Genomic DNA, 18,755 nt, shown 5'->3' with positions numbered 1-18,755 from the left:
ACTCGGCCGGCAACACCTGGGCGCCGGAGGCCTACTACGACGAGCAGCTCGGCTCGTACGTGGTCTTCTGGGCGTCGAAGCTGTACGCCGACGACGACCCCGGGCACACCGGCTCGACGTACAACAAGATGATGTACGCGACGACGAAGGACTTCCGCACCTTCAGCGAGCCGAAGGTCTGGAACGACCCGGGTTACTCGGTGATCGACTCAACTGTCGCCGAGCACAACGGAACCTACTACCGCTACACGAAGGACGAGCGGGACCCCACCTCCTCCAGCCCCTGCTCGAAGTTCATCACCGCCGAGAAGTCGGCGTCGCTGACGGACACCTCGTACGACGTCGTCTCCGACTGCATCGGGAGCGGGGCGATCGACCGGGGTGAGGGGCCGACGGTCTTCAGGTCCAACACCGAGAACAAGTGGTACCTGTTCATCGACGAGTACGGCGGTCGCGGGTACGTCCCCTTCGAGACCACCGACCTCGACTCGGGCAAGTGGACGATGTCCGCGAACTTCCAGCTGCCGGCCAGTCCCCGCCACGGCACGGTGATGCCGGTGACGCGGGCGGAGTACGACCGGCTGCTGGCCGCCTACCCGGAGACCCCGACGTCCGTCGTGGACGCCACGGCCAGCGGTCAGAAGGGGTATGCCGTCGTCACGGAGGCTGCCGCCAAGGTCGTGCTGCCGATGCGGCCGGACGCCGAACTCGCCCGGCTCGCACCGAAGTTGTGGGTCGGAGAGGGTGCGAGGGTGAGCCCCGCGTCCGGTACGCGGCGCGACTTCCGCAAGCCGCAGAAGTACACGGTGACGGCGGCGGACGGAACGCACCGCGTCTGGACGGTGGAGGCCGTACCCACCCGCAGCCCTGTCCTGCCGGGGCTGTACGCCGACCCCGACATCCAGTACCTGGACGGCCGATACTGGATCTACCCGACCACCGACGGCTTCCAGGGCTGGAGCGGCACGCGGTTCAAGGCGTTCTCGTCGAAGGACCTGGTCCGCTGGACCGACCACGGCGTGATCCTCGATCTGGGCCCCGATGTGTCGTGGGCGGACAGGAACGCCTGGGCGCCGGCGATCGCCACGAGGAACGGCAAGTACTACTTCTACTTCTGCGCCGAGCAGGCGATCGGGGTGGCGGTGGCCGACTCCCCGGCGGGCCCGTTCACGGACGTGCTCGGCAAACCCCTGGTGGCGAAGGGGCAGTTGAGCGGCCAGATGATCGACCCGGCCGTGTTCACGGACGACGACGGGCAGGCGTACCTCTACTGGGGCAACGGACGCGGATACGTCGTTCCACTGAACGACGACATGGTGTCGTTCGACGCGGCGAAGGTGCGGGACATCACCCCGGACAACTTCCGTGAGGGTTCCTTCGTGGTGAAGCGGCAGGAGACGTACTACTTCATGTGGTCCGAGGACGACACCCGCAGCGAGGACTACCACGTCGCCTACGCCACCGGACCGTCCCCGCTCGGCCCGTGGACCAAGCGGGGCACGATCCTGTCCAAGCGCCCCGACCACGGCATCAAGGCCACGGGCCACCACTCGGTGGTGAACGTGCCCGGCACCGACGACTGGTACATGGTGTACCACCGGTTCGCCCTGAACGGCCCCGGGAAGGCGGGCGGTGACGGCATGCACCGGGAGACCACCATCGACCGGATGCGGTTCGCGGCCGACGGGACGATTCTGCCGGTCGTACCGACCCTGGAGTCGATCAGGCCCGTACGAGGCCGTTGACCTCTGCGGGATCACGTCGAGGGGTGCGGCAGCGAAGCCGCACCCCTCGACGTGTCCCGGCGGGTGGTCAGTTCATCGTCGACCCGATCGTGCTGCTGCCCGTCGTCAGGAACGTCGTCGCGGGCAACGTCCCGTCCGAGGCACGGGAGTTGTACGTGGTCGACGCGTTCGTGGACACGAAGGACGGGGTCGATATCCCCGAGTCCCAGTTGTTGCCGGACGAGGTGACCGAGGAGCCCTTGCTCACCGACCCGGAACTGTTGCTCACGGCCAGGTTCTTGCCGAGCCTGGCCGCTCCGGTGGCGAAGTAGTAGCCCCACTTGGCGTTGGCGTAGGCAGTGGTGCGGTTGATGACGATGGCGCCCTTGTTGCTGTTCTCGGTGAAGCCGTTGCCCGCGTTGTCCCAGGCCGCCGAGTTGTTGATGACATGGGCCACGGTCTCGCCGTCGCCGCCCAGCTTGTAGCCGTTGCCGTCGCCCGCGAACGCCGAGTCGGACCAGCGGTTCTTGCCGTTGCCCATCGCCCAGGTGTGCTCGACGGTGACGGGCGACGAGAAGGACCAGAAGTCGAGGCCGTCGTCCGAGTTGTTGTAGAGGCGGGCTCCGGTGATGAGGTTGCCGCTGCCGGAACCGTACTTCACGGCGATGCCGTCGGCGTTCTCGCCGTGGTTGGCGGGGTCGTAGTGGCCGTAGGAGTCGATGTTCCTGACGGTGTTGTTGGTGGTGCCGTCGCCGGTGAGCGTGAAGCCGGAGTCGCCGCCGTTGATGGTCTTGATGTTGCTCCAGACCGTCGAGGCGCAGGACTGGCAGACGACCGCGCTGTCCGGCGAGTTCTGGAACGTGATGCCGGAGACGGTCCAGTAGTCGGCGGACAGCTTGAAGATCCAGTCCCCGTCGGGCAGGTTCGACCCGTCGATCTTGACCGTCTCCGAGCCGTACGGCTGGAGATAGATACGGTTGGAGGACGTGCCGTTGGCCGTCGACTGGAGGGTGGCCGACGGGTAGTACGTACCGGCGCGCACCTGGATGACGGTGCCTGCGGTGGCACCCGACAGCGCGCTGCTCAGTTCGGCGGACGTGTCGACGACCACGGTCGCGGCCTGGGCGGGGGTGGGGAGTACCGCGAGGCCGACACCGGCGGTGGCGACGGCGAGAGCGGTGAGCGAGGACTTGATACGACGCATGACGTGCGGGTCCTTTCGTCGTAACGGGGAGGGAGTGGGGGAAGCGGTGGGGGGTTGGGGGAGCGGTCGGTGGGCGGCGGGGGTTACAGGACGGCGTCCAGCCATGAGAAGACGTCGTCCTGCATGGGTGCGGTGAACACATGGCCGAGGTCGGGCCAGATCCTGGTGTGCAGCCGCTCCCCGGCGCGGCGCGAGCGCCAGACGGCGCGCAGCTTCTCGTGGGCCACGCGTACGCCCTCCGCCGGGAACAGCGGATCCTGGGCGCCGTGGAAGAACAGCATCGGCCTGGGTGCGGCGATGCTCGCCACGTCGGGGAAGTCGAGGTGCCGGGCGAGCCCGGGGTGAAGCATGTAGTAACTGGACTGGCCGCGCAGGGTGTTGTTGCCCGGGACCATCATTTCCTTCAGCCCGGTCATCCAGCAGACGCTGGCAGCGGCGGCGATGTCGTCGCTGAGCGCGGCGGTCTGCCAGGCGCGGTAGGCGCCCATGGAGAACCCGACGGCCGCGACTCGCCGCCGGTCCACACGGTCCAGGCCGGCGAGGAAGCGGGCGGCGCGTACGTCCTCGCGGGCCATGAGTCCGGCGAGGGACGAGCCGAGGTTGTAGAGGTTGCTGGCGAGGGCCTGTTGCTGGTCGTAGGCGAGAGGGCCCCGGTCGGCCCAGCCGAGTGCGTCGAGCGCCAGCACGACGTATCCGCGCCGGGCCAGCTCGTCACCGACGAACCGTCCGCTGAAGTACCGGTCCGCCCATGCCTGCGCGGAGGCGAGGCGGGTGTCGTCGTACCAGGGGCGGACGAGCTTCTCCTTCCCGATGTCGAACCTGCCCCCGTGGTCGTGGAGCAGCAGTACGGCGGGGAAGGGGCCGGGGCCGTGCGGGGTGAGCAGGGCACCGCGCACGGGCTCGTACCGGGTGAGCGCGAGGGTCACCAACTCCCTTGTGCAGTAGGGCGTTTCGTGACGGTCACTGAACTCCGGGTCGTACGGGGTGCCGTCGCCGTCCGCCTCGACGAGCAGCGTTTCCTCCACCTTGGCGCGGGCGATCCGACGCCAGGACCGGAAGTCCCGGACGCCGGATCTGTCCCAGGCGAGCGGGAAGTCCAGCTCGTCCCTGAGCGCCGGGTGGAAGCCGGGCAGCGGCCCTTCCACCACGGCCGACTCCAGGTCCTGGGCCGCATGGGCGGGTTGGACGCCCCCGTTGATCAGTGCCGCCCCCGCTCCCACGACGAACGCCCGCCGCCCCACCGCCGGATCACGGCCGTGCATACGGGCACCAGTCCCCGAGATACGTCCGCCGCGTGTGCTCGCCGGCCTCCGCCGCCGTGAGCTGTGGCCGGTTCTCCGGCACCGGGATCACCGCCCCCGGACCGGAGTTGCCGTACTCCCGAAAGCGCATGGTCTGCCAGGGGTAGGCCTCGCGCATGTTGATGTACGGGGTCACGGCGTCGATACCCGGGCCCAACCAGGTGTCCCGAACCACCAGCGCGGGCCACGCGGTTGTCTCGTACGACGGCACCCAGGGCCTGGCGATCCGGTACGCGCCGTCCTCCGCGCCCGAGGTCACCAGCCCGCGCACGGCCAGGAAGCCGTACGGGTTGGCGCGGGCCGTGGCGGGCGCGAAGACCATGCCCTCGGGCCTGAAGGCGACGTCCCGGTCGAGGGTGTGGAAGTGGCAGCCGTCGAAGACGGCCCGCGCCCGCCCGAAGACGAAGTCGACGTCGCCCTCGATGTAGCAGTCGCGGTAGTAGTGCCGGTCGAAGGCGGTCAGCAGCGTCGTGTCCGCGAACAGGGTGTCCTGGTAGCCGAGGAACCGTACGCGCGTGAACTGCGACCGGTCCCCCGTGACATACGCGGCGACGGCCTGCGTGCCCGTGATCTCCGGGTGGTCGGCGCGCAGCCAGTCGTTGGCCAGGGTCAGGTCGCGTACGGTCAGGCCGGGCGCCGCCGAGGTGAAGGTGGCGGAGCCGGCGGTGCCGTAGGTGCCCGAACCGTCGGGTTTCCGGGTGCCGTTGGCGTTGTCGTACACGATGACGGTGTCGCGCGGGTCGCGGGTGGCGCCGCGCAGGGTCAACCCGGCTGCCTGGGCTGGGATGTTGACGACTTCGCGGTACGTTCCCGGGTGCACGACTACTGTCCAGCCGGTGCCGCCCGCCGCGACCACCGTGTCCACCGCGGCCTGGACCGAGCCGCCGGCGCGGACATGCAGGACACGGCGGGCACCGGACGCGAACGCGGGAACCGTACCGGTGGCGACCAGCCCTCCGGCGAACCCGGTGAGCAGTGTGCGTCGGCGCATCTCAGCACCACCGCCCGCGCCACGGCGTCCAGTCGCCCAGGTACGCCTCACGGGTCGCCGACTCGGCTTCGGCGGGCGTGAGTTGGGGCCGGTTGTCGGGGACGACGATCTCGGCGCCCGGGCCCGTGTTCCGGTACTCGGCGAACCGCTGGCTCTGCCACGGGTAGGTGTTCGACATGTTGGTGTAGGGCGCGACCGCGTCGATGCCGGGGCCGAGGTGGGTGTTCCGGACGGTGAGCATCGGGCGGGCGGTGGTGTCCGAGCTGGGCACCCAGGGGCGGGCCAGCTTGTAGTAGGCGTCCGGGGCTTCGCTCGTCACACGACTGCCCGTCACCAGGTAACCGTGCGGGTTGGTGCCCACGGTGGACGGCGCGAACACGAAGCCGTAGGGGGTGCCGCCGAGGTCGGTGCGGTTCAGGGTGCGGAAGTGGCAGTGCTCGTACACGGCGGTGGCCCGGCCGAAGACGAAGTCGACGTCTCCTTCGGCGTAGCAGTGCGCGAAGTACTGCCGGGCGTACGCCTCACGGCTCATCGAGTCGGCGTACAGGGTGTCCTGGTGGCCGAGGAACCGGCAGTGGTGGAACGCCGAACGATCGCCCTGCACCTTGATGGCGACGGCCTGCGTACCGCTCACGCCGGGGTGGTCGGCGCGCAGCCAGTCGTTGGCGAAGGTGATCCAGCGGGCCGTGAAGCCGGCGGCCTGGACGAGGGTGGTGGCGGAGCCGGTGGTGCCGTAGGTGCCGCCTCCGGGTTTCGGGGTGCCGGCGGCGTTGTCGTAGACGATGACGACGTCGCGCGGGTTCTCGGAGGCGCCGATCCAGGTCAGTTCCGTACGGGTGGAGTTGACGGCGACGGTCTCGCGGTAGACGCCGGGTGCGATGACCAGGGTGTGTCCGGTGCCGTCGGCGGCGGTCACGGCGGCCTGGACGGTGGTGAAGTCGCCGGTGCCGGCCGCGTCGACATACAGGGTCTGCTCGGTCAGGCGGCGGGACGGGGAGCCGTAGCGGCCGAACCGGGTGCGTCCGGCCGCGCGGGCCGGGGCCGCGAGCCCCAGGGCCAGTGCGGCCCCGGTGCTCGCGACGACGAACGCCCTTCTGTTCAGCGGGAGTTGAGGGCCGGCCATGGTCAGCAGACCTTGCCCGCGCCCGCACCGCGGCTGACGATGTACGGCACGGCGCGCGGCGAGTCGACCTTCGTCCGCAGGGTGGGCGTCCAACCGGCGCCCGACTGGAGCGTCTCGGCGGGGATCTCGGCGTTGTGGACGGCGATCAGGTCGGTCAGCTTGCCGTTGACGTAGTTGTTCCGGGCGGTAAGCGGGGACTCGTTCCACTTCTTCAGCGCCTTGCCGACCTTGGCGCCGGCCGGCAGCGAGATGGCGTTGTCACTGGCGTACAGCTGCGAGGAGATGCCGACGCCGAAGATGTAGTAGTCGGACGCCTGCGCCTCGCCCACCACGTAGTTGTTGTTGTAGACGTCGACCTGTCCGAAGCGCACGCGCGGAGAGCGCTGGAGGATGCCCTCGAACTGGTTGTGGTGCATGGTGACCTTGAGCTTGCCCGCGTCGGTGGTGGCGAGGCCGTCGCCGTTCCCGATCAGCATGTTCTTGTCGTGGTCCCTGAAGGCGTTCCAGGACACGGTGACGTAGTTGGAGCCGCGCACGATGTCGGTGAGCCCGTCGTGCTGCTGGAAGACCTTGCCGAAGTAGCTCGGCCGCTCGCTGTCCGGGTAGCGGCCGTCGGTGAAGGTGTTGTGGTCGAGCCACACATGGTCGGTGCCGTAGACGACCACGGCGTCGTACTCGGAGTTCCAGGCCCCGGTGTTGTTGTCGTCGGTCGGGTCCCACTTGGGGAAGCAGTCGAGGGGGGCCTCGATGGTGAGGTTGCGCATGATGACGTTCGAGACGCCCTTGATCTGGAGGCTGCCGCCGAGGATGCCGGAGTTCTTGCCGACGCCGACAATCGTGGTGTTGCTGGGGACGGCGGCCTTGATGACGCCGTCCTGGTTGGCGGCGGACGCGACCCGCGCGTCCTCCTGCGGACCCATGGCTATCTTGTCGTTGCCGTAGACGGCCGGGTCGTAGTCCTTGAGGTACTGCTGGAGGTCGTAACCGCCGGCGACGAAGGCCTCGCAGCCCTCGGAGACGGCGTCGATCATGCCCTTGACCTTGATGATCTTCGGCGCGTCGCCGCCGGCCTTCAGGGCGGCCTTGAACTCTGCCCAGGTGGTGACGGTGTAGACGTGGTCGGCGTCGGCGTCCGAACCTCCGGTCGTGCCACCCGTGTCGGACCCCCAGCCGTCACCGGCGGCGAGTGTCTGACGGCCGAGGTCACGGGCCGGGGCGGCGGCCTGGGCGGCGGGGCCGGTGACGGTGAGGACGAGGGCGGTGCAGCCGAGCAGGACGGCGGCCTTCATGGTGACACGATCATGACATGCACGAGCGTTCATGGTGCGGCTCTCCTTCTGGAGGAAGTAAGGGGGGGCTACTTGGCGGAAAGGCTCAGGCGGCGGCCTGCGGCCAGGTGATCCAGGACTCCGGGATCTCGTCGTCGAGGCGGCGCACGTCCCGGTGCGCCAGCACCCGACGCCGCACCAGTCCGGCGGCCACGAGCCGGGCCACGGCGATGGCTCCCGGCGGATTGAAGTGCGTGTTGTCCTGCTCGGTCTCGGTCCAGTTGAAGTACTTCTTCGTCTCCTCGACCCCCAGCTCCTGCCAGAGCGCGATCGACAGCGCCTGGATGTCGACCAGCGCCACGCGCTCCTCCCCGGCGAGCGCACGCATCGCCGAGGGGTAGTCGCCGTGGGTCGGCAGCGCGTTGCCGCTCGCGTCGAACTTTCTGCGCTCGACGGAAGTGGCGAGCACCGGCCGCGCACCACGGGCCCGCGCCCCGTCGATGTACAGCCGCAGATAGTCCTGGTACGTCGTCCAGGGCTCGGTGTAACGGACGGGATCGGCGCTCTTCTCGTCGTTGTGCCCGAACTGGATGATCAGGAAGTCGCCGGGGGCGATGACACCGAGAATGGCGTCCAGACGCCCCTCGTCGAAGAAGCTCTTGGAACTACGCCCGTTCACCGCATGATTGGAAACCTCCAGCCCTTTCCCGAGAAAGAAGGGAAGCGCCATTCCCCACCCGGTCTCCGGGGCGGCGTCAGCGTATTTCTGGGCGGCGGTGGAATCACCGGCGATGTAGATCGTGCGGGAACGGCGACCGGAATGCGCCGAGGCGCTTCCAGAGGATGTGGCGACGAGAGGAACGGCACCAAGAGCGGCAGCGGCCACTTGTCTACGGCTAAGAGACACTACGTTGTGCCTTTCAAGGAAGGGACAGGGGACCCGCGCCCCCGAAAAGGGGCGCGGGGCTGTAGCTGTTTGCGGCTCCGCCGCGGGGCGCGACCAGCCACGGATCACCCGCAGCCGAACAACGACCTAGCCCATCTGCTCTTTCCACTCGGCCTGCGCAGCATTCAGCTGCTCGGCCAGCGTGTCCAGAAATTCCTTCGCACTCATCTTCTTCAGCAGCACCTTCTGGAAGTTCGACTCGTTGTCCGCCTTCGAGATCGTGTTCCAGTCGGGCAGGTAGTACGGCAACTGCACGATCTTGATCGTGCCGCTGTTCAGCGACTCGGCCGCCAGCTTCGTCGCCTCCGCCGACTGGATCCACGCGTCCTTCGCCGCTTCCGTGTTGGACGGAATGGCACCGGCGGACTCGTTCCACTTGCTGTTGGACGCGTGCGAAGCGGCGAACTCGATGAACTTCCACGAGGCCGTCTTGTTCTCGCTGGACTTGAACAGGCCCAGCCCGTCAACGGGGTTGGAGACCTGGACCCGGGTACCGTCGTCCTGCGTCGGGTTCGGAATGCCCCGGAACTTGCCCTCCAGAGCCTTCAGGTGGTCCTGGTAGGAGCCGAGGTTGTGGCTCAGCATGCCGATCTCGCCGCTGTCCCACTGGGCGACCATCTTCTTGAAGTCGTTGTTGACGTCGGCGGACGGAGTGTCGTTCTTGTACAGCGCGGCGTACTTCTCCAGCGCCGCCACGTTCTTCGGGTCGTTGACGGTGGTCTTCTCCCCGTTCCAGAACTCGGTGACGCCGGACTGGCCGTACATCGCGTCCAGCGCCTGGGCGATCGACCCCTCACCGCCGCGAATGGTGTAACCGAACTTGTTCTTGCTCGCGTCGGTGAGCTTGTCGGCAGCGGCGTAGAACTTCGACCATGTCGTCGGCGGTTCCAGTTTCGCCGCCTCGAACAGGTCGGTGCGGTACCAGAGCGTGCCGTTGTTCGCGGAGGTCGGGACGGTGAACAGTTCGTCGCCGCCGCCCGCGCTGCGCACACTGTCGATCATGCCCTGGGTCAGCTTGCCGTTCAGCGAACTGCTCGTGAGCCGGGCGTCCAGCGGCTCCAGGGCGTTCTGGGCGGCGATACCGGCGAGCATGGCCGCGCCGACACCGCCGACGTCGGGCAGGCCACCGCCCTGGATCGCGGTGTCGTACTTGGACTGGATGCTCTCGGACGGTATCCCGACGTACTTGACCTTGATCTCGGGGTTGGCCTTCTCGAAGTCGGAGATGATCTCCTTCCAGACGTCGGTTCGCACACCGCCGTTGTTGTCCCAGAAGGTGATCTCGCCCTTGCCCGAGCCCTCGTCGCCCTTGTCCCCGCCCGCTCCGCTGCCGTCGTCGCCACAGGCGGTGGCGGTCAGCGCGAGCACGGAACCCAGGGCCACGGCGATGGCCGCGCGCCTGCTTCTGCGGATGCTGATCTTCATTGGTCGGCACTCTCTCTTCTGGATCAATCGGAACTATGAAGTTGTGGGGGGTCAGCGGCGGGTGTACGGGGCCCAGCCGTCCGTACCGTTCAGGTAGTCGGCGACGGTGAACGACGCCGCGTCGGCGGCACTCAACTGCGGCCGGTCCGCGGTCACCTGGGCACCGGGCCCGTACGTCCGGTACTCGGTGAAGCGCGCGTCCTTCCACGAGAAGCCGCTCATGTCGGTCCACGGCGAGGCCTTGATCGCGGCGGGCAGCTCGGTGTCCCGGAACAGGACCTGGGCCACCGCGTCGGGCTCGCCGCCCGGGTGCCACGGCCGGCCGAGGTGGAAGGAGCCGGCAGGAGCGTCGCTCACGACCTTCGAGCGAGTGATCAGGAACCCGTACGGATTGCCCGTCCAGGTCGAAGCGGCCGTGATGTAACCGTTGTTGGTGGCGGAGCCCCGGCTCAGCGCACGGATCACCGACCGCTCGATGACGGTCGTCGCCCGCCCGTAGATGAAGTCGACGTCACCCTCGATGTACGAGTCACGGACGTAGACCCGGCTGATCACGTCCAGCTTGGGGCTGTCGGTCATCAGCGTGTCCTGGTTGCCCAGGAAGGCGGTGTTCTCGAAGACGATCCGGTCGCCGGTCGTCTTCATCGCGAGCGCCTGCTCGCCCTTCAGCTCGACCGCGGCCTCGTCGAAGTCGTTGCTGAAGGTGAGGTTGCGGGCGGTGACGTCGTTCGCGGCGATGCGGACCGTCGCGCTTCCCGTCGAACCGCCGTACTCGGCAGGCGTGTCGTACACGATGACGGTGTCGGAGCGGTTCCGGCCCGTCCCCTGGAGCAGGATGTTCCCCTTGCCGGCCGGGATGAGGACCTTCGCGCGGTACGTGCCCGGCGCCACGGCGATGGTCACCGGGCTGCCGTTCCCCGCGGGCACCGCGTCGACGGCGGCCTGGACGGTCGGGTAGTCGGCGGGTACGTGGAGCGTCACTGCGGCGCCGATCCGCTGCTGCGGCCCGGAGAAGCGCTTGATGAGCGCGGGTACCGCCGCGGCCGGGTCCAGCCGGTAGGCGTAGAAGTCGCGCGGTTCGAAGGCGGTGCCCCACGCGTCCTGCCGCCCGCTGACGTTCTTCAGGATCGACCCGCGCTGCACCAACTCGGCGGTGGTGTCGGCCTGGTAGGGGTGCTGCACGCCGTCGTAGTAGCTGTTCTCGATGACCATCTTCGTCTTGCCGCGCGACCAGTTCCCGTATGTCCAGACGGGATCGCCGTCGGTGACCTGTGCCGACACGTAGTTGTTGTAGAGGTGCGCGTAGGCACAGTTGTCGGCGGAGGGGTTGCGCTGCTTCGTGCCCGTGAACCAGTTGTGGTCGATGGTGATCTGGGTGAGCACGTTGGTCGTCCAGCCGATCCCGAACGCCTTGTTGTGGTTGGCGAACTGGTTGTTGGACACGGTGATGTACTGGCTGTCCTTGCGGATGTCGAGCAGCCCGTCGCCCATGTGCGTGAAGCGGTTGTGGTCGATCCAGACGTGGTCGACGGTGTCCATCTGGATGGCGTCGAAGTCGGTCGTCTTGCCGTCCCAGTCGCCCTCGACGTACGAGTCACGGATCGTCAGATTGCGGATGACGACGTTGCTGGTACCGGGGTTGAGGTGCAGCTCGCCGTGGACGATCTCGCCGGTGTCACCGACGCCGATGATGGTCTTGTTCGAGGTGACGACGACGTCCGACCCGAAGGGCGCCACGGCGATCGAGCCCTCGACCCGGATGACGTACGGCTCTTCGGCCGCCGCGTACCTCACCAACGAGGCCTGGTCGGTGACGGTCACGACCTTGCCGCCCGCACCGCCGGTGGTTCCGCCGGCGAGGGAGGCGAAGCCGTGCGCTTTGTCTGTCCATCGGGCGGCTGTCTTCGTGGTGTCGGCGGCGGAGGCGTCGGCCGTCGCCTCGCCGACCGCCCCGAGGGTCAGGGCGGCCACCATTCCCAGGACGGCGGCCAGGGTTCTGGCGACGCCCGGCAAGCGCTTGCTAGGGAAGTGCGTCATTGCGGCTCCCAACAGGCATACGAATGAGGTGAGTTAAGAAGAAACCACTCTGAACTGCGTGAACGTGGCCGAGCCGGCGTGTCCCCCGCCGACGGGCGCGAGCGCGAAGAGCCCGAGCAGGGCGCCGACCCAGCGCCATGGGGTGGCCGCGAACACCGGCCCGGACGACTCCCAGCCGTCCCCGGCACCGAGGTCGTACGAGAACCCGCAGCGCGCCCCCGCCCCGATCGCGATCCGCAGCCGGACCCGCCCCTCCGGAGCCACCCGCGGACGACCGGCGTCCCGTTCCCGCTCGGCGACGGACTCCGCGAACCGGTGGACGAGCCGTACCGTCCCGTCGGACGCCCGGTCCAGGCCGATCCAGCCGAAGGAGTCGCCCAGCACGGCGAGCCCGGCCCGCGCCCCCGGCTCCTCGCTGTCGAGCCGCAGCTCCACCTCGACCGCGCACTCGACGCCGGGCAGCCGCTGCGTGAGGATGCTCGGCAGTTTGCGCAGATCATGGGCGTCGGCACTGCGTACGCAGCTCAGCCGCAGCCCGTCCCCCGTGTGCTGCGGGGCCCAGCCGTCCTGCGGGTTGGCCGTCCACTGCCACTGCCGGCCGTACCGTCCGCCGGGAAAGTCGTCGTCGGTGGCGGGCACCGCGGTCGGCTGCACGGGCAGATCGGGCTTGCGGTGGACGGCGACGGGGGCGCCGCCGTCACCCATGAGGGGCCAGCCGTCCGTACCCCAGCTCATCGGCTGAAGGTGCACGACCCGGCCGTACGGGCCGCGCTGCTGGAAGTGGAGGAACCAGTGCTCGCCGGCCGCCGTGCGCACCCAGCCGCCCTGATGAGGGCCGTTGACGTCGGTGTCCCCCTGTTCCAGGACGATCCGCTCCTCGTACGGCCCGAAGAAGTCGCGGGAACGCAAGGCGCCCTGCCAGCCGGTCTCCACTCCCCCGGCGGGCGCCAGGATCCAGAACCAGCCGTCGTGCCGGTACAGCTTCGGCCCCTCGACGGTGAACCAGCCGGGGATGCGGTCGCCGTCGACGATCACCTTGCCCTCGTCCAGAACTCCCGTGCCCTCGGGGTGCATCCGGTGGCCGGTGAGCCTGTTCTTCACGCCCGACCGGGACTTGGCCCAGGCGTGCACGAGATACGCCTCGCCGGTCTCCTCGTCCCACAGCGGGCACGCGTCGATGAGTCCCCTGCCCCCCTTGACCAGGTGCGGGCTGGTCCAGGGGCCGCGTATCTGCGGGGAGTTGACCTGGAAGACGCCGTGGTCGGGGTCGCCCCAGAAGATCCAGAAGCGGTCGTCGTGATACCGGAGCGAGGGCGCCCAGACCCCGCAGTCGTGACGCGGGACCCTGAACTCGTTCGCCGGCCGCAGGCGTTCGAGGGCATGGCCGACGATGGTCCAGTTGACGAGGTCCCGGCTGTGCAGGAGGGGCAGCCCCGGCGCCCGGCCGAAGCTGGACGCGGTGAGGTAGAAGTCGTCGCCGACACGGACGACGTCCGGGTCGGACCAGTCTGCGTTCAGGACCGGGTTGCGGTAGGTCCCGTCGCCGAGATCGGCACCGGTGATCACGGGCTCACCGCCTTCCGTACGAGAGCAGCGGCCTCGCCCCGGTCGAGGCGCCCGTCGGCGACGACGGTGACGATCCGGCGTACGACGGTCTCGCCCGCGCCGATCGGCAGCCGTTCGTCGAAGGCGAGCGACGAGCCGACCCCCGGGTACTCCTCCGCCCGGACGAACCACGGGTCGCGGCGCGTCTGTTCGGTGGCCCCGGCGAAGACGAGCGTCCAGGTGGTGCCGGCCAGCGCGAGCCAGTCGGCGCGGGTGCCGTGGACTTCCGACTCGCCCTCGGTGGCCGCCGTGAAGACGTCGGGAGTCGTGGCTTCCTTCCGAGCCCGCCAGAAGAAGCCGCCGTAGGCCGCACCGGGGCGGCCGTTGGTGGCCGGGCTGCCGATGGAGAGGGGGGCGGTGGTGGTGTTGGTGACGGAGAAGGTGAAGTCCAGCGCCCAGGCGGAGCCGGTGAGTTCGGTGGCGGCGACCGTTCGGCGCTCACGCAGCAGCTCTCCGCCGCCGACCATCCAGCGCAGCTCCTCGACGAAGCCGTCGGGGTCGCGGAGCTGGTAGGCGGTGTGCCGCTGTGCGCCGTGGTTGTCCAGCTCCGTCGGCCCCTGGCCCCGTACATAGGTGCGCCCGCCCCAGAAGTTGTGCCCCTCGACGTCGGGAACGGCGACACCGACGCCGAGGTGGTGGGTGTGGTCGGCGGGGCTGAGCTCGGTGACGGCGGTGCCGGCCAGGGTGGTGACGGGGTGCAGATACGGGCGCGGCGCGTGCCGCGGCGGCAGCTCCGGCCGGCCGGTGTAGCGGCCGACCGGGCGGCCCGCGACCCGCAGGACCAGCGACTCGTTGGGCATCTGGGTCATCAGGTGCTCACCTCTTTCGGGAGCGCCCAGGAGGCGCCCAGCTCGGAGTAGAGGGAGAGGGTGCCTGCGGCGTCCGCGACGAGGCCGTCGATGCCGGGGACCACTCGGCGGCGGCCCTCACCGGGCGCGAACTCCCAGGCGTCCGACGGGAGTTCGGCCGGGTCGGGGGCCTGCCGGATCGCCTCGACGACCCGCATGAACGCGCCCGTCTTGTCGGGCACGACCAGCAGCTCGGCACCCTCGGTGAGGTGGGCCACGAGGTTCTCCAGCAGGTCGGTGCGGTCGTACTCGTACTCCTCCGGGCCGTGTCCCGAACGCTGGAGGAGCACGCGGTCCTGCTTGTACCAGAAGGTGATCCGGCCGCTGGTGCCGTGCACGAGGACATACGGGTCGTCCGGGTGTTCGGCGCACAGGGTGGCGGCGACGGTGACCGGGACGCCGTTCGCCGTGCTGACGCGTACGCACGAGGTGTCGTCTGACTCGATGTCGTTGGCGCGCAGCAGCTCGGTCTCGATGCCGGTGACGTCCTCGGCGCGGGTGCTGCCGCCGAGGACGAGTCCGGTGGCGACGGCGTGCGCGAGCGGGTTGGTGAGGGCGCCGTCGATGACGTCCACTCCGTTCAGCCTGCGCTTGCCGGCCCAGGGCGCGCGCCGGTAGTACGCCTCGTCGCGCGCCCATGCGCCGGCCCCGCCGACGCCGGTCACGGTGCCGATGGCACCCTCGGCGATCAGTTCACGGATCGCGGGCACGGCGTGCGAGCCCAGCGACTGGAACCCGATCTGGCAGGCGACCCCGGCCGCCGCGATCCCGTCGGCCATCCGCCGGAACTCCGCGTACGACGGCGCAGGCGGCTTCTCCAGCAGCAGGTGCACGCCCTTGGCGGCGGCGACGAGCGCGAGGTCGGTGTGGGTGGGGATGGGCGTGCAGATCACGGCGATGGCGGCACCGGTGGAGTCGAGGAGGGCGCCGAAGTCGGCGGACTGCTCGGGCGCGCCGAGGCCGTCCAGCTCCTCGTCGGTCATCGGGGTCAGCTCGCAGACGCCCGCCAGCCGTACGAGCCCCTTGTCCTGGAGCCGGCGGATGTTCGCGAGATGCCAGTGGCCGTGCCCGCGCGCTCCCGCGAGAACCACCGGAAGCGGCGTGGCCGGCGAAGTGCTCGTCGAGGTGGTCAGCGGTGTCGTGTTCATGGGAGCCTCCCTGCGCCCGCGCCGCGTGCCACCTCTCGGTCGGCCGTTTCGGCGCTGTCGATCTTTGTGTGCAGGGTAGGCGTCCAGCCGACGTCGGCCGTGAGGTCGCGCTCGCTGCCCGAGTTGTAGGCGTTGTAGATGGTCAGAAGATCGACGGGAAAGCCGTTGAAGAGGGTGCCGGTCTGGTGCAGGGCGGTGCCGTTCCAGCTCTTGACCAGGTCGGCGGCCTCGACGTGCCCCGGGGTGGTGAAGGCGTTGCTCTCCGCGTACACGGCGGACTCGGTGGAGACGCCGAGGGAGTAGCGGTAGTCGTCGCCGTGGTCGATCAGGTAGCGGTTGTTGTAGACGTGCACCTGTCCGAAGCGGACGCGCGGGGCGCGCTGTGTCACCGAGCGGAACTCGTTGTGGTGCAGGGTGACGCGGAGCTTCCCGCGGTCGCCGGTGGCCGTGTCGCCGCTGCCTATGAGCATCGCCTTGTCGTGGTCGGCGAACCGGCTCCAGGAGACGGTGACCAGGTCGGAGCCGTTGGTGATGTCCAGCAGGCCGTCGTGGCGCAGGTAGTTGCGGGCGAAGTAGGTGGGCTCGTCGGCGTCCGCGTGGCCCTTGTCGGAGGCGGTGACGTGGTCGACCCACACATGGGTGGCGCCGTTGAGCCAGATGGAGTCGTAGGCGGTCTTCCAGTCGCCCAGGCCACCGGAGTTGGGCTGCCAGACGGGGAAGCAGTCGTAGGCGTCGCGGAGTTCGAGGTTGCGGACGATCACGTTGTCCGCGTTCTTGACCTGGAGGCCGGCGCCTTTGAGGACGGCGCCCGAACCGAGCCCGACGATGGTCGTGTTGGACCCGACGGACAGCACGACCCGCTCGGCCTGCCGGGCCGCGGCGTCCTGCCGGGCCTCCTCCAGGACGCCGCTCGGCCTGGCGGAACCCCAGGTGCGGGGGTCGTACGCGGCGAGGTACCGCTGGACGCTGTAGCCGGTCCCCTTCGCGTAGTCGCCGCAGCTCAGGCGCCCGCCACCGTCAGCGGTGTTGGCGTCGATCGTCCCCACGACCCGGATGATCTTCGGGGTGGCGCTGCCGCCGTCGAGGGCGCGGACGAGTTCACCGCGGTTGCGTACGGTGAACACGTGCGCGTCGTCCGCCGCCGCGCCGCCGGTGGTCCCGCCGTCGGCGGAGGCCCAGCCGTCGCCTGCGGGCAGGGTGTCGCGGCTGATGTCACGGGCCTCAGCGCCGGCCGGCGTACTGAGCACCGCACCCAACAGGCCTACTGCGGCGATCACTTGAAGGAGCCGCCTCATCCCTTCACCGCCCCCGCGCTGAAGCCGGTGATCAGCCACTTCTGGATGAAGGCGAAGACGATCACCACGGGTACGGCGGCGATGATGCCGCCCGCCGCGAGGGCGCCCAGGTCGACGCTGTCCGCGCTCATCAGAGTGTTGAGGCCGACCGGGATGGTCTGCTTGCCCTGGTCGCTGAGGAACATCAGGGCGAACAGGAAGTGGTTCCAGGAGTGCACGAAGGCGAAGGAGCCGACGGCGATCAGCCCGGGCCGCAGCAACGGCAGTACGACGATACGGAACCCGGTGAAGCGGTTGCAGCCGTCGACCCAGGCGGCCTCCTCCAGGGAGTACGGCACGTTCTTGATGAAACCGCTGATGAGGATCATCGAAAGCGGGAGCTGGAAGACCGTCTCGGCGATGATGACCGCGCCCAGCGAGTTGATCATCTGAAGCTCGGCGAAGATCTGGAACAGCGGCACCAGCAGCAGGGCACCCGGCACGAACTGGGAGCAGAGCAGGGCCAGCATGAACGCGCGCTTGACCTTGAAGTCGAAGCGGGCGAGAGCGTAACCGCCGGCCAGGGCGACAAGCGTCGTCGTCACCAGCGTGGCGAGGCCGACGAGGATGCTGTTCTCGAAGTACGTGCCGAAGCTTCGCTCGGTCCACACCTTCTCGAAGTGGTCGAGGGTCATCGGCCAGGGGACCAGGGAGGTCGAACCGGCCGGGCGCAGCGCGAAGAGCAGGATCCAGTAGAAGGGGATGAGGGTGAAGACGAGGTAGATCCCCAGGGGGAGGTAGATCTGCCAGCGCGGGGCCTCGTCCCAGGCGCGTCGCTGCTTCTTGTGCGGGCGCGGCGGCTCGGGGATGTCGTCCACGGGCGTGGGCACGATCGCGGTGGCTTCCTTGGTGATCACTTGCTCTCCCCTCCGAACTTGCTCAGCCGCAGGTAGACGATCGAGAAGAAGAGCAGGATCACGAACGCGACCGTCGTCAGGGCCGAGGCGTAGCCGAAGTTGTGTGCGTCGACGCTGGTGTTGGCGATGTAGAGCGGGAGTGTCGTGGTCTCGCCGGCCGGTCCGCCGCCCGTGAGGGTGTAGAGGAGGTCGACGTTGTTGAACTCCCAGACCGCGCGCAGCAGCGTGGACAGGACGATGGCGTCCTTGAGGTGCGGCAGCGTGATGTGCCAGAACTGCTTGATCCGGCTGGCCCCGTCGACCTCGGCGGCCTCGTAGAGGTCCTTGGAGACGGACTGGAGGTCGGCGAGGATGAGGATCGCGAAGAAGGGCACGCCCCGCCACAGGTCCGCGACGATCGCCGCCGGGAACACCGTGGAGGTGTCCGACAGCCAGCTCGTTCCGTACGTCCCGATGCCCATGTCGGCGAGGTAACGGGTGATGCCGGTCTGGGAGTTGTAGAGCAGTACCCAGATAGCGGAGGTGAGTACGCCCGAGACGGCCCAGGGCGAGAAGACCAGCGCGCGGCCGATCGAGCGCCCCACGAAGGTCTGGTTGACGATGAGCGCGAGTGCCAGACCGAACATCAGCTGCAGGCCGACCTCGACGACGACCCATTTCCCGCTGAAGACCAGCGTGTCCCAGAACTGGGGGTCGTCGGTGAAGGCGTGCACGAAGTTGTCGAAACCCGCGTAGCCGTTGCGCCATGGCTTGGTGGGGTTGAAGTGCTGCAGGCTGTAGTAGAAGACGCTGATGACCGGGTAGGCGATGAAGCCCACCATGAGCAGGGCGGCCGGTGCGATCAGCAGGTAAGGGAGCCTGCGCGGCGTCGCTGAGGCACGTCGCCGCCGGGGTGGCGCTGGCGGTTTCGCCACGGCTGCGGCTTGGGCCATGACTGTTCTCCG

General features: G+C 69.0%; 15 protein-coding genes. 1 reads left to right on the top strand and 14 read right to left on the bottom strand.

All coding sequences use genetic code 11. The annotated features are described in order from the left end of the window. The coding region (locus RB628_RS18235; RefSeq protein WP_318321520.1) for a family 43 glycosylhydrolase at nt 1-1,745 on the top strand (1,745 nt) is incomplete at its 5' end. A gap of 67 nt (nt 1,746-1,812) precedes the next feature. Here RB628_RS18235 and RB628_RS18230 read toward each other — a convergent pair. The 14 genes from RB628_RS18230 to RB628_RS18165 form a co-directional block, all read right to left on the bottom strand. Beyond that, nucleotides 1,813-2,928, bottom strand: a complete 1,116-nt coding sequence (locus RB628_RS18230) for a right-handed parallel beta-helix repeat-containing protein (protein WP_318321519.1) — start codon at nt 2,926-2,928, stop codon at nt 1,813-1,815. An 83-nt stretch (nt 2,929-3,011) separates the two neighbouring features. Further along, a complete protein-coding gene (locus tag RB628_RS18225) occupies nt 3,012-4,190 on the bottom strand; it encodes a dienelactone hydrolase family protein (RefSeq protein WP_318321518.1) in 1,179 nt (392 codons plus the stop codon). Further along, nucleotides 4,177-5,220: a pectinesterase family protein gene (locus RB628_RS18220; protein ID WP_318321517.1), complete on the bottom strand. Its 1,044-nt coding sequence runs from the start codon at nt 5,218-5,220 to the stop codon at nt 4,177-4,179. The genes RB628_RS18225 and RB628_RS18220 overlap by 14 nt, the downstream gene beginning before the upstream one ends. A gap of 1 nt (nt 5,221) precedes the next feature. After that, entirely contained in the window at nt 5,222-6,343 is a 1,122-nt protein-coding gene (locus RB628_RS18215; RefSeq protein WP_318321516.1) for a pectinesterase family protein, read from the bottom strand. 2 nt (nt 6,344-6,345) lie between these two features. After that, nucleotides 6,346-7,665, bottom strand: a complete 1,320-nt coding sequence (locus RB628_RS18210) for a pectate lyase (protein WP_318321515.1) — start codon at nt 7,663-7,665, stop codon at nt 6,346-6,348. Between the two features lie 52 nt (nt 7,666-7,717). Then, the gene (locus RB628_RS18205) at nt 7,718-8,518 is read right to left on the bottom strand and encodes a rhamnogalacturonan acetylesterase (protein WP_318321514.1); all 801 of its coding nucleotides are present in this window, start codon (nt 8,516-8,518) and stop codon (nt 7,718-7,720) included. A 126-nt stretch (nt 8,519-8,644) separates the two neighbouring features. Further along, nucleotides 8,645-9,982: a sugar ABC transporter substrate-binding protein gene (locus tag RB628_RS18200; protein WP_318321513.1), complete on the bottom strand. Its 1,338-nt coding sequence runs from the start codon at nt 9,980-9,982 to the stop codon at nt 8,645-8,647. 51 nt (nt 9,983-10,033) lie between these two features. After that, nucleotides 10,034-12,019 (bottom strand): pectinesterase family protein, encoded by a 1,986-nt coding sequence (locus RB628_RS18195; protein WP_318321512.1) that lies wholly within the window; start codon nt 12,017-12,019, stop codon nt 10,034-10,036. Between the two features lie 33 nt (nt 12,020-12,052). Further along, the gene (locus RB628_RS18190; RefSeq protein ID WP_318321511.1) at nt 12,053-13,585 is read right to left on the bottom strand and encodes a glycoside hydrolase 43 family protein; all 1,533 of its coding nucleotides are present in this window, start codon (nt 13,583-13,585) and stop codon (nt 12,053-12,055) included. After that, the gene (locus RB628_RS18185) at nt 13,582-14,433 is read right to left on the bottom strand and encodes a PmoA family protein (RefSeq protein ID WP_318321510.1); all 852 of its coding nucleotides are present in this window, start codon (nt 14,431-14,433) and stop codon (nt 13,582-13,584) included. Before RB628_RS18185 ends, RB628_RS18190 begins: the two co-directional genes overlap by 4 nt. Continuing rightward, nucleotides 14,433-15,620, bottom strand: coding sequence for a Gfo/Idh/MocA family oxidoreductase (locus RB628_RS18180; RefSeq protein WP_318321509.1), 1,188 nt, complete (start codon nt 15,618-15,620; stop codon nt 14,433-14,435). The genes RB628_RS18185 and RB628_RS18180 overlap by 1 nt, the downstream gene beginning before the upstream one ends. Beyond that, a complete protein-coding gene (locus RB628_RS18175) occupies nt 15,617-16,915 on the bottom strand; it encodes a pectate lyase (protein ID WP_318321508.1) in 1,299 nt (432 codons plus the stop codon). The genes RB628_RS18180 and RB628_RS18175 overlap by 4 nt, the downstream gene beginning before the upstream one ends. Then, entirely contained in the window at nt 16,912-17,811 is a 900-nt protein-coding gene (locus RB628_RS18170; RefSeq protein WP_412180681.1) for a carbohydrate ABC transporter permease, read from the bottom strand. Before RB628_RS18170 ends, RB628_RS18175 begins: the two co-directional genes overlap by 4 nt. Then, nucleotides 17,808-18,743: a sugar ABC transporter permease gene (locus tag RB628_RS18165; protein ID WP_318321507.1), complete on the bottom strand. Its 936-nt coding sequence runs from the start codon at nt 18,741-18,743 to the stop codon at nt 17,808-17,810. The genes RB628_RS18170 and RB628_RS18165 overlap by 4 nt, the downstream gene beginning before the upstream one ends. Between the last annotated feature and the right edge of the window lie 12 nt (nt 18,744-18,755).

Source organism: Streptomyces sp. ADMS, from assembly GCF_033441795.1.
Classification (GTDB): domain Bacteria; phylum Actinomycetota; class Actinomycetes; order Streptomycetales; family Streptomycetaceae; genus Streptomyces.
This window is presented reverse-complemented; position numbering and strand designations above follow the sequence as displayed.